Consider the following 14,427-nt stretch of genomic DNA (forward strand, 5'->3'; position numbering starts at 1 on the left):
CTCCAGCAGCAGGGTCAGCCGCAGCGATTTGGCGATGACGGAGACCCGCTGGCCGTAATCGACGCCGGGCTGCGGCGCCTCGACCGCCTCGGTGCGGGTCGTCTCCATCACCTCCATATGGATCTCGGCCGTCCGAGCCAGCATGCGCAGATGCCGCGCCGCCCGCTCCTCCTCGGGAGTGGGCGGGGGTTCCGGAATCGAGTCGGTCTGCGCGCTGCTCAGAGAACGTATCATGAACACGATTCGCAGATAATACTATGAACATTGCGTTTACAGATTCGCCGCTCCGTGCCGGCATGCCGGAGCGCCCCGCCCCTTTCAACTCAAGGGGCGGGGCGCCGGCCTCTCAGCGACCGACCATGGTCTCCAGCACCTGCCCGCCGCGCTGGACGGCGATGCGCCAGGGGCCGCGCGAGCCGCGAAGCGCATTGTCGAGCGCGTCGGTGCTCTCGACCGCCTCGTCGTCGAGCCGCAGCAGCACGTCGCCCGGCTGCAGCCCCAGCCGCGCCGCCGGGCTGCGGGCGGCGACCGCGGTCACCACCACGCCCTTGCCGGGACCGTTCAGCCGCATCTCCTCCGCCACCGCCGGCGAGACATTGACCACGGTGGCGCCGGCCAAAGGCGAGCGGCTGGCGAGCACGCGTTCGTCGCGCGGCGGGTCTTCCGGCGGCGCCTCGACCGGCAGCGCCAGCTCGGCCGTGTCCTTGCCGCGCCGCACCGTCAGCGTGGCGGTGGCGCCGAGATCGAGCGTGGCCAGGCGGAAGCGCAGCGATTCCGGGTCGTCGACCGCATGGCCGTCGACCGCGGCGACCACGTCGCCGACCTTGAGGCCGGCCCGCGCCGCCGGGCCGCCCGCAGCGACGCCGTTGACCAGCACGCCGGCCGGCCGGTCCAGCCCATAGGCCTCGGCCAGGCTGCGGTCGACTGCCTGGCCGTCGGCGCCGAGCCAGGGCCGCACCACCTTCTGCCCGGTCTCGGCCGCCCGCATCATGCTGCGCAGCATGTTGGCGGGAATGGCGAAGCCGATGCCGAGCGACCCGCCGGTGCGGCTGTAGATCGCGGTGTTGATGCCGACCAGCCGGCCCTTCATGTCGATCAGGGCGCCGCCGGAATTGCCGGGATTCACCGCCGCGTCGGTCTGGATGAAGAAATCGTAGTCGGAGATGCCGACGGCGGTGCGGGCGATGGCGGAGACGATGCCCATGGTCACGGTCTGGCCGACGCCGAAGGGGTTGCCGATCGCCAGCACCAGGTCGCCGACCTCGAGCGCGTCGCTGTCGCCCAGCGGCAACGACGGCAGCGACCGGCCGGCGAGGTCCTTGAGCTTGAGGAAGGCGAGGTCGGTGCGCTCGTCCGACAGCACCAGCTCGGCCTCGTATTCGGTGCGGTCGGACAGCACCACGGTGATCTGGTCCGCGTCCTTGATCACATGGTGGTTGGTGACCACGAGCCCGTCGTCGCCGACCACCACGCCCGAGCCGAGCGAGTTCTCGACCCGCTGCCGCGGCCGGCCGCCGGGCATGTCGTCGCCGAAGAAGCGCTGGAAGAACGGGTCGTCGAACAGCGGGTTCGCCCGCTCGACCACCATGTGGCGGGCATAGATGTTGACCACGGCCGGCGCCGCGCTGCGCACCAGCGGCGCGAAGCTGAGATCGATCTCGGCCCGGCTGGTCGGCACCACCGGCTCCGCCACGGCCGGCCCGGCCAGCAGGAGCAGCACCGACGCCGCGGCGCCTGCGAAACGGAACATCCTTCCTCCATCCGCCATCAGGGGGCCGGTCTAGCCGAAGCCGCCACCCGGCGTCCATGGGCCGCCATGCCGCGGTGCTGACGAGAAAGGCCGGCGCCGCCCCCTCACCCTCCCGGCCCAAGCGGGCCGGGCCCCTCCCTCGAAACCGCGCAGCGGTTTCGAGGGAGGGGGCGGCACCGGCCGACGAGCATGGATCAAGGCGGCCTATCGCCTCGCCATCTCCTCCTTCAGCAGGGCCAGCGCCTGCAGCAGGGCCGGCGAGCGGTCGCCGCGGCGCCAGACGGCGGCGATCCGGGCCTGGGGCGCACGGCCGGCGAGGGACAGGTAGCGCACCCCATGCGGCCGCAGCCGGCGCAGCGACGCCGGCACCAGCGACACGCCGAAGCCGGCCGCGACCAGCGACACGATGGCGTGCATCTGATGCGCCGACTGGGCAATGCGGGGCACGAAGCCGGCTTTGGCGCAGGCCTCCAGGATCGCGGCGTGGAAGCCGGGACCCTCGCCTTGCGGGAACATGACGAAGGGCTCGGCGGCGAGGTCGGCGAGATCGATCCGGCCGGGACCCGCCAGCGCATGGTCCGCCGGGACCACGGCGACCATCGGCTCGGCCCAGGCCGGGCGCTGGTCCAGCCCCTCGCTGTCGGGCAGCGGCGGGATGACGAAGCCGAGGTCGCCGCGGCCGCCACGCAGCTCGTCCAGCTGCCGCATCGTCGTCGCCTCGCGCAGGTCCAGCGCCAGGCCGGGATGGCGCTCGCGCAACGCCTTCAGCACCGGCGGCAGGCGCTCGAACATGGCGCTGCCGACGAAGGTGACGCGCAGGAGCCCGGTCAGACCCTGCCCCGCCTGGCGCGCCACCGCCACGGCATGGTCGGCCTGGGCCAGGGTGCGCCGCGCCTCCTCCAGCAGCGCCGTACCGGCCGGGGTCAGCGCCACCCGGCGGCGGCTGCGGTCGAACAGCGCCGCGCCGATCACATCCTCCAGCCGCCTCATCGCGGTGCTGAGCGGCGGCTGCGCCATGCCCAGCCGCTCCGCCGCGCGGCGGACATGCCGCTCCTCGGCCACGGCGATGAACTGGCGCAGGAGGCGGAGCTCGATCATCGGCTGATACTCACCGGATATCAGACACTCATGATCGCATATTTGAAGTATGCGAGATACCGTCCCACCTTCCGCTCGTCGCAACAGGAGAGTGGATCGATGACACGCATCGTGGTGGTCAGCGGCGGCGGCACGGGCATCGGCCTGGCGGTCGCCGGGCATTTCGCCGGACAGGGCGAGCAGGTGGTGATCCTCGGCCGCCGCGCCGGCGTGCTGCGGCAGGCGGCGGAGGCGATCGGGCGCGAGCATCCGACGGCGCCGCCGGTGCTGCCGCTGGTGGCCGACCTGTCGCAGCCGGACCGGGTCGAATCATTATGTCGGGAGATCGGCGAGCGCTTCGCCGCGGTCGACGTGCTGGTGCATGCGGCCGGCGGCAACGCCATCCTGCAAGCACCGCCGGGCCATTACGACGACGGCCTGGCCGGGGTCGCCCGGCGCTGGACCGACAACTTCGCCGGCAACGTCCTGTCCGCGGTGCTGCTGACCGAAGGGCTGCGCGACCGGCTGCGGGCGCCGGGCGGCCGGGTGGTGCTGCTCGGCTCGATCGCCGCCTATCGCGGCTCCGGCGCCGGCTGCTACGGCGCCGCCAAGGCCGCGCTGCACCCCTTTGGTTACGATCTGGCCGCCGCCCTCGGCCCGCGCGGCATCACCGTCAACATCGTGGCGCCGGGCTATATACGCGACACCGAGTTCTTCGCCGACCGTCTCCCGGCCGAGCGGCAGGCGGCGCTGATCGCCGAGACCGCGACCCGCCGCGCCGGCGTTCCCGCCGACATCGCCGACGCCGTGGCCTGGCTGGCCTCGCCCGGCGCCGCCCATGTCACCGCCCAGGTGATCCAGGTCAATGGCGGCACCGAGCGCGGGCATTGACCAGACAAACAAAAAGAGGCCCGGCGCAAGCCGGGCCTCGATCCGTTCACCGTTGCAGGGCCGATCAGCCCTCGGCGCCCTCGGCCTCGGCGGCGGCGGCCTTCAGCTCGGCGTCGCGGACCTTGTCGGCGGCGCCCTTGGCGTCGCGGTCGCGCTCGACCAGCTCGATCACGGCCATCGGGGCGGCGTCGCCGTAGCGGAAGCCAGCCTTCAGCACGCGGGAATAGCCGCCGCTGCGAGTCTTGTAGCGCTCGGCGATCACCGAGAACAGCTTGGCCACCACGTCGTCGTCGCGCAGCTGGGCATAGGCGAGGCGGCGATTGGCCAGGCCGCCCTTCTTGCCGAGGGTGATCAGCTTCTCGACGATCGGGCGCAGATCCTTCGCCTTCGGCAGGGTGGTCTTGATCTGCTCATGGGTGATCAGCGCCGCCGCCATGTTGGCGAACATCGCCTTGCGGTGGCTGCTAGTGCGGCTGAAACGACGTCCGGTCACTCCGTGACGCATGGCGATATCTCCTCATGGCTTGGCCCCCGCGGGGGTCCGATGGCGGGGCCCGCCGCCTCCCCTCAACGGGAAAGAACGGCGGGGTAGATCTCAATCAACCGAACGACCGATCAGAACGGCTCCTCGAGCTTCTTGGCGAGATCCTCGATGTTCTCCGGCGGCCAGTTCGGGATCTCCATGCCGAGATGGAGGCCCATGGTCGAGAGAACTTCCTTGATCTCGTTCAACGACTTGCGGCCGAAGTTCGGGGTGCGGAGCATCTCCGCCTCGGTCTTCTGCACCAGGTCGCCGATATAGACGATGTTGTCGTTCTTCAGGCAGTTGGCCGAGCGCACCGACAGCTCCAGCTCGTCCACCTTCCGCAGCAGGTTGCGGTTGAACGGCATGTCCTCCGAGGTCTCCTCGCGGTGGTCGCGCGACGGCTCCTCGAAGTTGATGAACAGCTGCAGCTGGTCCTGCAGGATGCGGGCGGCCAGCGCCACCGAATCGTCCGGCGTCACCGAACCGTTGGTCTCAATCGTCAGCGACAGCTTGTCGTAGTCAGTGACCTGGCCGACGCGGGTGTTCTCGACTTTGTACGAGACCTTGCGGACCGGGCTGTACAGCGCGTCGACCGGGATCAGGCCGATCGGCGCGTCCTCGGGCCGGTTCATGCTGGCCGGGACGTAGCCCTTGCCGAGATTGACCGTGAACTCCATCGCCAGCTTGGCGCCGTCGTCGAGGGTGCACAGCACCAGCTCGGGGTCCATGATCTCGATGTCCGGGCCGGTGACGATGTCGCCGGCCTTCACCACCTTCGGCCCCTCGACGTTGAGCCGCATCTTCTTCGGGCCCTCGGCGTGCATGCGCAGCGACAGCGCCTTGACGTTGAGGACGATGTCGGTGACGTCCTCGCGGACGCCCGGGATCGACGAGAATTCGTGCAGCACGCCGTCGATGTGGATCGCGGTGACCGCGGCGCCCTGCAGCGAGGACAGCAGCACGCGGCGGATGGCGTTGCCGAGGGTCAGGCCGAAGCCGCGCTCGAGCGGGTCGGCGACCAGCGTCGCCTTGCGCTGCGAATCGTCGCCCGGCTGGACGTCGAGAGCGTTGGGCTTGATCAGTTCCTGCCAGTTGCGCTGAAGCACTGTCATATCATCCTGTTCTGCCACGAGAGGCCGGATACGGCCGAAAATGCCGACGGGGGCCGAAGCCCCCTTCCGATCCCATCCGTGGACCCTGTGGCCAGTGGTCCTGTCCCGGATCGGCCGGCTGAAAACCGCGCAAGGACACCGGCCCGCAGGCCGCGCGCGCCCCGGAGAACCGGGGACGGCGGCCGGCGGACCGGACAGCCCTTAGACGCGACGCTTCTTGCGCGGACGGACGCCGTTGTGCGGGATCGGCGTGACGTCGCGGATCGAGGTGATCTGGAAGCCGACCGACTGCAGGGCGCGCAGGGCGCTCTCGCGGCCGGAGCCGGGGCCCTTCACGTTGATCTCGAGCACGCGCATGCCGTGCTCCTGCGCCTTGCGGCCGGCATCCTCGGCGGCCATCTGGGCGGCGTAGGGAGTCGACTTGCGGCTGCCCTTGAAGCCCATGCCACCGGCCGACGACCAGGCAATCGCATTGCCCTGCGCGTCGGTGATGGTGATCACCGTGTTGTTGAAGGACGAGTTCACGTGGGCGACGCCCGAGGTGATGTTCTTGCGCTCGCGACGACGCAGACGGGCGTTCGCGGCGGCAGCTGCTGGCTTGGCCATGGTTCGCTCGCCTTCCGATTACTTCTTCTTGCCCGCGATGGGCCGCGCCGGGCCCTTGCGGGTACGGGCATTGGTGTGGGTGCGCTGGCCGCGGACCGGCAGGCCCTTGCGGTGACGCAGGCCACGGTAGCAGCCCAGGTCCATCAGCCGCTTGATGTTCATCGCGGTCTCGCGGCGCAGATCGCCTTCGACCGTGAAGTCGGCGTCGATCGCCTCGCGGATGCGCAGGATCTCGTCTTCGGTCAGCTCATTGACGCGGCGGTCGGCCGGGATGCCGAGCTTGTCGATGATGCTCTGGGACGCGTGACGGCCGATGCCGTGGATGTAGGTGAGCGCGATCAGCACGCGCTTCTGGGTCGGGATATTGACGCCGGCAATACGTGCCACGTCGCTCTCCTTGCGATTGCCACCTTCGGCGCCACCGCTGCCCTGCCCCACCGGGGCCTGGCCTGCAACGCCGGGTCTGCTGGTTCATGTCTGCCCGCGGGCCGGAGTGGCCGCGCGAACGCCTTGCGCTTCGGTCGCCTTCCGGCTCCGAAGCGGGCGGAGTATAGTGATCGGCAGGACAGAGTCAACCGCCGGGATTCGCAATCGGAATCCGCGCGGTCGGGGTCGACAGCGGCGGAACCATAACCGGGACTGATCCGGCTTGTCACCTGTGCAGTTGTGACGATTTTCTTGAGCATGGCCGGCAAGCAGGCCGGCCCCTGCGGGAGACGGAGAATGCAGAACCTGCCAGTCCTTCGTGCCCTCGCCGCCAACTGGGGCGCCATCGCGCTGCGCGGCGTCCTGGCCATCCTGTTCGGGGTCCTGGCCTGGCTGTGGCCAGGCATGACCCTGGCCGTGCTGATCATCCTCTACGCCGCCTACGCGCTGGTCGACGGGGTGATGGCCATCGTCGTCGGTATCCGCGGCCGCAATTGGGGCTACGCCCTGCTCGGCCTCGTCGGCGTCGTCGCCGGGATCGTCGCCGCGGTCTGGCCGCTGCTGACCGCGATCGTGCTGGTCACCATCATCGCCATCTGGGCGATCGTGATCGGAGTGATGGAGATCGTCACCGCCATCCGCCTGCGCAACGAGATCGAGGGCGAGTGGCTGCTGGCCCTGACCGGCGCGCTGTGGGTGCTGTTCGGCGCCTATGCCCTCTTCTTCCCCGGCGCCGGAGCGCTGTCCCTGGTCTGGCTGATCGGCACCTGGGCCGTCGTGATCGGAGTGCTGCAGCTGATCCTGGCGTTCCGCCTGCGCCGGCTGGCGCATCATCACGGCGGCACCGCCACCCCTGCGTGACGCCGCACCGGTCGCGTGCCACCCTGCCCGCATCGGAATCGCAGGAAAGCATCGCCATGGCATCGGGGCTGATCGAATACGAGGCGGCGTCGCCGGAGGTCCGGGCCGTCTATGACGACATCATGGCCACCCGCCGGATCGACAAGGTCAACAACTTCTGGAAGGCGCTGGCGGCGCATCCGCCGACGCTGCGGCGGACCTGGGAGAGCCTGAAGGAGGTGATGGCGCCCGGCGCGCTCGACCCGCTGGTGAAGGAGATGGTCTATCTCGCGGTCAGCGCCACCAATGGCTGCGGCTACTGCATCGCCTCGCACAGCGTGGCGGCGCGCAAGGCCGGCATGACCGAGGAGATGCTGGGCGAGCTCTTGGCCGTGGTCGGCATGGCAAACGAGACCAACCGCCTGGCCAACGGCCTGCAGGTGCCGATCGACGAGGCGTTCCGCCGGGCGGAGTGACGCCCGCCCTCCCGATCGCGAACCATCCGTCCCCACATGCGGAGTGATCCATGCCCCCCTATGCCGGCATCGCCACCTTCCTCAACGCCCCGCACCGCCGCCGGCCGGAGGGTGGGCGCCCCGCCGCCGCGGTGCTGGGCCTGCCCTTCGATTTCGGCACCACCAACCGGCCCGGCTCGCGCTTCGGCCCCGGCGCCATCCGGGCGGCGAGCCGGACGCTGACCGGCGACGACCATCCCGACCTCGAATTGAGCCCGGAAGAGCGGCTGGACCTCTACGACGCCGGGGACGCGGCGCCGATCACCGCCGACATCGCCGGCAGCCTGGCCGCGATCCGCGACGCGGCGACGGAGCAGATCGGCACCGGCGCCCGCCTGCTGGCCCTTGGCGGCGACCACACCGTCACCCTGCCGCTCTTGGAGGCGACCGCGGCGAAGCACGGCCCCGTGGCGCTGATGCAGTTCGACGCGCATGTCGACACCTGGGCCGGCACGCCCTCGGCGCCGATCTATCACGGCTCGTGGCTGCGCCATGCGATCGGGCGCGGCCTGGTCGACCCGCGGGCCGCGGTGCAGGTCGGGCTGCACGGCCCGGTCGACCGTGCCACCGCCGCCTGGACCCGGGACCAGGGCGTCACCGGCCTGTCGGCCGAGAGCGTGCATCTCGACGGCATCGACAGGACGGTCGAACGGATCCGCGCCGTGCTCGGCGACCGGCCGGCCTATCTGACCTTCGACATCGACGGCATCGACCCCGGCCTGGCGCCCGGAGTCGCCTGCCCGGAAGCCGGCGGCCTGTTCCCCTGGCAGGCGCTGGCGCTGCTGCGCCGGCTGGGCGATATCGCCTGGGTCGGAGCGGACGTGGTCGAGACCTGCCCGCCCTACGACCAGGGGGACGTCACCGCCGTGCTGGCCGCCACCATCGGCTGGACCTGGCTGTGCCTGCTGGCGGCGCGGGAAGCGGCCTGAGCCGGAACGCGTCAGAGACCGTTTGGAAATGCGCTGGCGTGAGTCGGCTGGCGGTGATTTCGAGAACCGGCGCGCAGCGGACGTTTTAGTCCGTGAGCACCGGAAGCGCAGAAATCGCCGTCAGACGGCCGCGCCAGTAGCATTTACAAGCGGTCTCTCAGTCCAGCACGGCGTAGCCGCGGCGTATCATGCAGTTCCGCACCACGTTCTGGGTGCTGCTGGCGGCGGAGGCGCCGCCGCCGACCACGCCGGTGAGGCCACCGACTCCGGCGCCGATCGCGGCGCCGCGCCCGGCATTGCCGCTGAAGGCACCGAGGATCGCGCCGCCCGCCGCGCCGACGCCGGCGCCGAGCAGCGCCCCGCCAACGGTCCGGCCGCCGGCATCGACCTGCTTGGCGAGCTGCTGGCACTGCCCCAGGTCGTATTCATAGTTGCGCCCGCCGGCGACCGAGGTCGCGGGGTCGATGATCGGCCGCACCTGCTCGGCACAGGCGCCGAGGCCCAGAGCCACGACGACGAAAACGGCTGCCCTGCTCAAGCCCATATCATTCTCCCTCGATCGGCCGGAAACGGCGCTGGGACACTATCATAACCAAATGAGACTATTTTCGGCCCGCACCACGTGCCCCGCCACCGTCCGCAAACCATAACATAATTGTAACATCGCGCTTGTAGGGTCGCTGCATCGCACCATCGCAGCCCGGCGAGGCCCCGCATGACCAGTTCCGTGCTCGACACCAGGCCGTCAGGAGGGCTCAGCCGGCTGACGCCATTGGCCGTCATCGCCCTGCTCATCTTCGGCGTCATCTACGCCGGCTGGAGCCTGGTCAACGACCTCGGCGAGGTGCATTCGCCGAGCCTGCTGCCCTTCATCCTGCTCGGCATCGCCCTGCTGATCGCGCTGGGCTTCGAGTTCGTCAACGGCTTCCACGACACCGCCAATGCGGTGGCGACCGTGATCTACACCAACTCGCTGCCGCCCACGGTCGCCGTGGTGTGGTCGGGTTTCTTCAACTTCCTGGGCGTGCTGACCTCCACCGGCCTGGTCGCCTTCGGCATCATCTCGCTGCTGCCGGTCGAGCTGATCCTGCAGGTCGGCAGCAATGCCGGCTTCGCCATGGTGTTCGCGCTGCTGATCGCGGCGATCATCTGGAACGTCGGGACCTGGTATTTCGGCCTGCCCTCCTCCTCCTCGCACACGCTGATCGGCTCGATCATCGGCGTCGGGCTGATGAACCAGCTGATGGCCATCCCCGGCACCGGCACCAGCGGGGTCGACTGGTCGCAGGCGCTGGGCATCGGCAAGTCGCTGCTGCTGTCGCCGCTGGTCGGCTTCGTCGCCGCGGCGCTGCTGCTGCTGGCCGCCAAGGCGCTGATCAAGCGGCCGGAGCTGTACCGCGCGCCGGAGGGCAACAAGCCGCCGCCGCTGTGGATCCGCGGCCTGCTGGTGCTGACCTGCACCGGCGTCAGCTTCGCCCATGGCTCGAATGACGGGCAGAAGGGCATGGGGCTGATCATGCTGATCCTGATCGGCACCGTGCCCACCGCCTACGCCCTGAACCGGGCGATGCCCGAGACGCAGATCGCCGCCTTCGCCCAGGTGTCGGACCAGGCGGCCGGGGTGCTCGCCCACTATGCCGGCGACACGGCCGCGCCGGCCGATGCACGGGCGGCGGTGACCGCCTATGTCCGTGACCGGACCCTGGCGCCCGAGACGGTGCCGGCGCTGGTCGCCCTGACCCGGGAGATCGACCGCAGCGTCGCCGGCCGCAGCTCGCTGGCCGCGGTGCCGAACGAGCAGGTCGGCAACATCCGCAACGACATGTATCTTGCCTCCGAGGCTCTGAAGCTGATGACGAAGGCCAACACCCCGCCCTTCAGCGCCGATGACGGCAAGGTGCTGACCGCGTATCGCGGCTATCTCGACCAGGCCACCAAGTTCATCCCCGACTGGGTCAAGGTCGCAGTCGCCATCGCGCTCGGCCTCGGCACCATGGTCGGCTGGAAGCGTATCGTCGTCACCGTCGGCGAGAAGATCGGCAAGGAGCACCTGACCTACGCCCAGGGCGGCTCGGCCGAGCTGGTGGCGATGGCGACGATCGGCGCCGCCGACATGTACGGCCTGCCGGTCAGCACCACCCATGTGCTGTCCTCCGGCGTCGCCGGGACCATGGCGGCGAACCGGTCCGGCCTGCAATGGAGCACGATCCGCAACCTGATCATGGCCTGGGTGCTGACCCTGCCGGTCTCGATCGCCCTGGCGGCCGCCCTCTACTGGCTGCTGCGGCACCTGTTCTGATCCGGGACCGGGATTTGCACGGGAAGCCGCCCGTCAGCTTCCATTTCGGCGACGCCGTCGCCGCCGCCTACCGCTTCGACCCCGAGTCCGGCGCCTGTCGCCAGACCGGGGTCGATCCCTTGCCGACGGAGGGCGAGGGCTGGGTCTGGCTGCATCTGAAGCTGACCGACACCCGCGCCCGGCACTGGCTGGCGCGCCACGGCGCCCTGCCTCCGGCCGTCTCGCAATGGCTGCTGGACGGGCCCGACCGGGTGCAGATGCAGCAGCTGGACGGCTGGCTGGTCGGGGCCGCCAACGGGCTGCATCACGACTTCGCCTTCGAGCCGGACCAGATCGGCCGGCTGCGCTTCTGCGTCGGGCCGCATCTCCTGGTCACCGGCCGGCGCCACCCGCTGCGCGTCGTCGACGAGATCCGCCGCAGCCTGGATTCCGGCCGCGCGCCGGCTTCCGCGCTCGACATGCTGGCCCTGATCGCCGGGCATCTGGCGGCGGAGGCCGAGGCGACGGTCGAGCGGCTGATGGACGAGGTCGACGGCATCGAGGACCGGGTGCTGGACGACCGGTCGACCAGCCGCACGGTCGAGGACCGCCAGGCCCTCGGCCGCATCCGCCGCCGCGCCGCGACCCTGCGCCGCCATCTGCTGCCCGAGGGCGCCGTGGTCGCCGCAGGGCTGGGCGACCTGCCGGGCTGGGCCGATCCGGCCGGCCGCGCCGGCCTGGCCGCCGCCGCCGAGCGCTTCCACCGCATCGCCCGCAGCATCGACGAGGTGATCGACCGCGCCCGGCTGCTGCAGGACGAGATCGCGGCGCAGCGGGCCGAGGCGATGAATCGCAGCCTGCTGGTGCTGGCGGTGCTGACCGCGATCTTCCTGCCGATGACGCTGATCACCGGCATCTTCGGCATGAACGTCGCCGGCCTGCCGGGCCTGCAGGACCCGGATGCCTTCCTGTGGGTGATGGTGCTGATTCTGGTCGGCGGCGCGGCGACGCTGGCCTTCATGTTCTGGCGAAGAATGTTCTGAAAGCCCGCCCGATACCGCTACTGGCAAGGCCGTCTGATGGCGGTTTCTGCGCTTCCGGTGCTCACGGACTTTAACGTCGGCTTCGCTCCGGTTCTCGAAACCACCACCAGCCGACTCATGCCAGCGCAGTCTCGGACCGGCTTTCGGGCCGGCCTATTCCGCCGCGCTGCCGATCGCCGGCAGGTTGCGCAGCAGCTGCCGCACCAGCTCGGACTGCCGGTTGGTGCGGGTCTTGATGAAGATCTTCTTGAGGTGGTTGCGGATCGTCTCGTAGCTGACGTCGAGGCGGGTCGCGATCTCCTTCAGCGACAGGCCGGCCGCCAGCTCACCGGCGATCCGCGCCTCGGTCGCGGTCAGGCCGTACAGCCGCCGCAGCTCCGGCTGCGACAGCGGGTTGGTCGGCGTCGGCGCGGCGATGAAGATCGCCGCCTTGGGCGCGGTCAGGCTGAGCAGCGGCCGGTTGCGGCTGACCGGCGCGACCAGGACCGCGAGCTGGTCGCCGCCTGCCGAATCCGTCAGGGTCAACCCACCGCCCGGCTCCAGCCGCGGATCGTCGAGCACGATCGAGGCCGAGGCGATCAGCTGGCGCAGCTTCGCGGTCTCGCCCGGCTGCGAGGCGCAGAGCAGGCCGCGCTGGTCGACCCGCAGCGCGGTGCCGGCCCGCAGCAGCCCCTCGGCCGCGCGGTTGGAGAAGGAGACCCGGCCGGTTGGGTCGGTCAGGACCACGCCGATCGACAGGCGGTCGAGGCCGGTCTCGAGCGCATCGCGCTGGGTGACGACGTCGCCGAGCCGTTGATGGATCTGGGCAGCGCGAGCGAAATGCGGCAGCAGCCGGCGCATCATCTCCGCCAGCCGCGCCGTCTCATCCGCCGCGATCGGATCGGCATGCAGCACGCTGACATGGGCCGAAACCCCGCCGCGGCGCAGGAAGGTGCCGCCGATGCCGGACAGCAGCTGCTGCGGCCGCAACCAGTCGGCGAAGAACTCGGTCCGCTCCAGATTGGGGCGCGGCACCAGCGCGTCGCTGACCGTGACCTCGCCGACGGCGCGGTTCAGGACCCGCTCGCTCCACGGATTCAGGCGCCAGAAATGCTGGCCGTAGCTGTCGAGGAAGGCTGGGTCCCAGCTGCTGGTCGCGGCCAGCGACTCGAAGGCCGTGGTCTCGGCGCTGTCGGATTCATGCAGCAGGTACAGGCTGGCATGGCCATCGGCGAACAGGCCGGCGAGCTCGTTGAGAACCGAATCCCACAGGCCATGGTCGAGCGCCGCGTCGTAGATTCTCGCGATCAGGTCCGGGAGATCATCCGCCATCTCGGGAACGATCCTCGACTGGACACGGAAGGAATCAGCCTTGTGTCGCGACACCCCGCTGGCCGAGCCAGCGTCTGTACGAGGATAGTCCATTTGGGTCAGGTTGCCACCCTCAATTTGCAGGTAGGACCGGAATGGGTTTTCAGTCATTCTCCGGATGTTTCAAGCGTACGAAGATTACAGACACCCACGAAGATTGATATAATTTTTATTCAATCTGAGGCATTTCGTTAGAAATCAGACGCCGAGCGGCTCGTCCGGGGAGGTTCAACCGAGGGCGATGTGCAGACCGACGGCATTTGGGACAGGCCGCACCGGTTCGGTGTGGCCTGTCTCGTATCTGGGCTCGCCTCCCTATTCCGGCACCGTCACCGAAAACCGGATGCCCGAGTACCAGGCGGCGAGATCGGCGATGTCCTGGTCGCTCAGCGGCTTGGCGATGACCGACATCTGCGGATCGGTGCGCTCGCCGCTGCGGAACGCCTTCAGCTGCTTCTCGAGATAGATCGGGCTCTCGCCGGCGATGTTCGGCACGTTCGGCATCCGCGCCAGGCCGTTGAGCCCGTGACAGGCCGCGCATTGCCGGGCCTTGGCCCGGCCGGCGACGCTGTCGCCGGCCGCCCAGGCCGGGTCGGGCGCCGTCGTCCCGGCTATCGCAAGCAGGACCAGCCCCGCCAGTATCCGCTTGAACATGCCCCTGCCTCCCGTCTGCTGCCTCTGAGATCGCGCTGGCGACGCTGTTCACTTCGGAGAAGGCTCGACATGTCAGACGGCGAAGAAAGCGAAGCCGACCGCACCGGCGGCCAGCATCGCGACCGTCGCCGGCAGGATGCGCAGCGCCATCGCCCGGCCACCGAGGGCGACGGCGAGCCCGGCCTTGACCAGGGTGTTCACCCCGGCCGCGATCAGCACCACCGTGGCGCCGGCCGCGACGTCGAGCCCGCCCTGGGTCAGCCGGGCCGCCGACAGGGTGATGGCGTCGACATCGGCCAGGCCGGAGATCGCGGCCAGCAGATAGAGGCCGGCGACGCCGAGGTAACTGTCCAGGATCTTCGACAGCAGCAGCACGGCCGTGATCAGCGCCGCGATCTTCAGCGCCGACCACAGGTCCAGCGGGTTGCCG

The 14,427-nt window shown here is 70.0% G+C and carries 17 protein-coding genes; 6 read left to right on the forward strand and 11 right to left on the reverse strand.

The window, feature by feature from the left end:
- From FFK22_RS38120 to FFK22_RS38130, 3 genes are all read right to left on the reverse strand, one after another.
- The coding region (locus tag FFK22_RS38120) for a hypothetical protein (RefSeq protein ID WP_143956927.1) at positions 1-234 on the reverse strand (234 nt) is incomplete at its 3' end.
- Between the two features lie 112 nt (positions 235-346).
- Entirely contained in the window at positions 347-1,750 is a 1,404-nt protein-coding gene (locus FFK22_RS38125; RefSeq protein WP_186002887.1) for a Do family serine endopeptidase, read from the reverse strand.
- 204 nt (positions 1,751-1,954) lie between these two features.
- The gene (locus FFK22_RS38130; protein WP_221939178.1) at positions 1,955-2,848 is read right to left on the reverse strand and encodes a LysR family transcriptional regulator; all 894 of its coding nucleotides are present in this window, start codon (positions 2,846-2,848) and stop codon (positions 1,955-1,957) included.
- A gap of 99 nt (positions 2,849-2,947) precedes the next feature.
- Between FFK22_RS38130 and FFK22_RS38135 the strand changes: the two genes are divergently transcribed.
- Positions 2,948-3,718, forward strand: a complete 771-nt coding sequence (locus FFK22_RS38135) for an SDR family NAD(P)-dependent oxidoreductase (protein WP_138890126.1) — start codon at positions 2,948-2,950, stop codon at positions 3,716-3,718.
- Between the two features lie 64 nt (positions 3,719-3,782).
- Here FFK22_RS38135 and rplQ read toward each other — a convergent pair whose 3' ends face one another.
- From rplQ to rpsM, 4 genes are all read right to left on the reverse strand, one after another.
- Positions 3,783-4,223 carry a 50S ribosomal protein L17 gene (gene rplQ, locus FFK22_RS38140; protein WP_138890125.1) on the reverse strand — a complete coding sequence of 147 codons (441 nt, stop codon included), beginning with the start codon at positions 4,221-4,223 and terminating at the stop codon, positions 3,783-3,785.
- A gap of 110 nt (positions 4,224-4,333) precedes the next feature.
- On the reverse strand, positions 4,334-5,356 hold the full coding sequence (locus tag FFK22_RS38145) for a DNA-directed RNA polymerase subunit alpha (protein WP_138890124.1): 1,023 nt from the start codon (positions 5,354-5,356) through the stop codon (positions 4,334-4,336).
- A 201-nt stretch (positions 5,357-5,557) separates the two neighbouring features.
- On the reverse strand, positions 5,558-5,962 hold the full coding sequence (gene rpsK / locus FFK22_RS38150; RefSeq protein ID WP_088152866.1) for a 30S ribosomal protein S11: 405 nt from the start codon (positions 5,960-5,962) through the stop codon (positions 5,558-5,560).
- 18 nt (positions 5,963-5,980) lie between these two features.
- The gene (gene rpsM, locus FFK22_RS38155; RefSeq protein ID WP_138890132.1) at positions 5,981-6,349 is read right to left on the reverse strand and encodes a 30S ribosomal protein S13; all 369 of its coding nucleotides are present in this window, start codon (positions 6,347-6,349) and stop codon (positions 5,981-5,983) included.
- Positions 6,350-6,685: 336 nt separating this feature from the next.
- Between rpsM and FFK22_RS38160 the strand changes: the two genes are divergently transcribed.
- From FFK22_RS38160 to FFK22_RS38170, 3 genes are read left to right on the forward strand one after another with little or no spacing between them, the layout of a single operon-like run.
- Positions 6,686-7,249 carry an HdeD family acid-resistance protein gene (locus tag FFK22_RS38160; RefSeq protein ID WP_138890123.1) on the forward strand — a complete coding sequence of 188 codons (564 nt, stop codon included), beginning with the start codon at positions 6,686-6,688 and terminating at the stop codon, positions 7,247-7,249.
- Between the two features lie 56 nt (positions 7,250-7,305).
- Complete coding sequence (locus tag FFK22_RS38165; RefSeq protein ID WP_138890122.1) at positions 7,306-7,704, forward strand: carboxymuconolactone decarboxylase family protein; 399 nt, start codon at positions 7,306-7,308, stop codon at positions 7,702-7,704.
- A gap of 50 nt (positions 7,705-7,754) precedes the next feature.
- Complete coding sequence (locus FFK22_RS38170) at positions 7,755-8,672, forward strand: arginase family protein (protein WP_138890121.1); 918 nt, start codon at positions 7,755-7,757, stop codon at positions 8,670-8,672.
- A gap of 157 nt (positions 8,673-8,829) precedes the next feature.
- On the opposite strand, the gene FFK22_RS38175 is transcribed toward FFK22_RS38170, so the two are convergent.
- On the reverse strand, positions 8,830-9,216 hold the full coding sequence (locus tag FFK22_RS38175; RefSeq protein WP_138890120.1) for a glycine zipper family protein: 387 nt from the start codon (positions 9,214-9,216) through the stop codon (positions 8,830-8,832).
- A 171-nt stretch (positions 9,217-9,387) separates the two neighbouring features.
- Here FFK22_RS38175 and FFK22_RS38180 point away from each other — a divergent pair, with 171 nt between their 5' ends.
- Together FFK22_RS38180 and FFK22_RS38185 are read left to right on the forward strand one after the other, a co-directional pair.
- Complete coding sequence (locus tag FFK22_RS38180) at positions 9,388-10,971, forward strand: inorganic phosphate transporter (protein ID WP_138890119.1); 1,584 nt, start codon at positions 9,388-9,390, stop codon at positions 10,969-10,971.
- A gap of 14 nt (positions 10,972-10,985) precedes the next feature.
- On the forward strand, positions 10,986-11,993 hold the full coding sequence (locus FFK22_RS38185) for a CorA family divalent cation transporter (RefSeq protein WP_186002888.1): 1,008 nt from the start codon (positions 10,986-10,988) through the stop codon (positions 11,991-11,993).
- A gap of 153 nt (positions 11,994-12,146) precedes the next feature.
- On the opposite strand, the gene FFK22_RS38190 is transcribed toward FFK22_RS38185, so the two are convergent.
- From FFK22_RS38190 to FFK22_RS38200, 3 genes are all read right to left on the reverse strand, one after another.
- A complete protein-coding gene (locus FFK22_RS38190; protein WP_138890117.1) occupies positions 12,147-13,304 on the reverse strand; it encodes a helix-turn-helix transcriptional regulator in 1,158 nt (385 codons plus the stop codon).
- A gap of 354 nt (positions 13,305-13,658) precedes the next feature.
- Positions 13,659-13,997: a cytochrome c gene (locus FFK22_RS38195; RefSeq protein WP_138890116.1), complete on the reverse strand. Its 339-nt coding sequence runs from the start codon at positions 13,995-13,997 to the stop codon at positions 13,659-13,661.
- A gap of 72 nt (positions 13,998-14,069) precedes the next feature.
- On the reverse strand, positions 14,070-14,427 hold a 358-nt coding region (locus FFK22_RS38200; RefSeq protein WP_143956928.1), incomplete at its 5' end, for a DUF4010 domain-containing protein.

The sequence above is a fragment of the Mycobacterium sp. KBS0706 genome (assembly GCF_005938675.2).
GTDB lineage: Bacteria > Pseudomonadota > Alphaproteobacteria > DSM-16000 > Inquilinaceae > Inquilinus.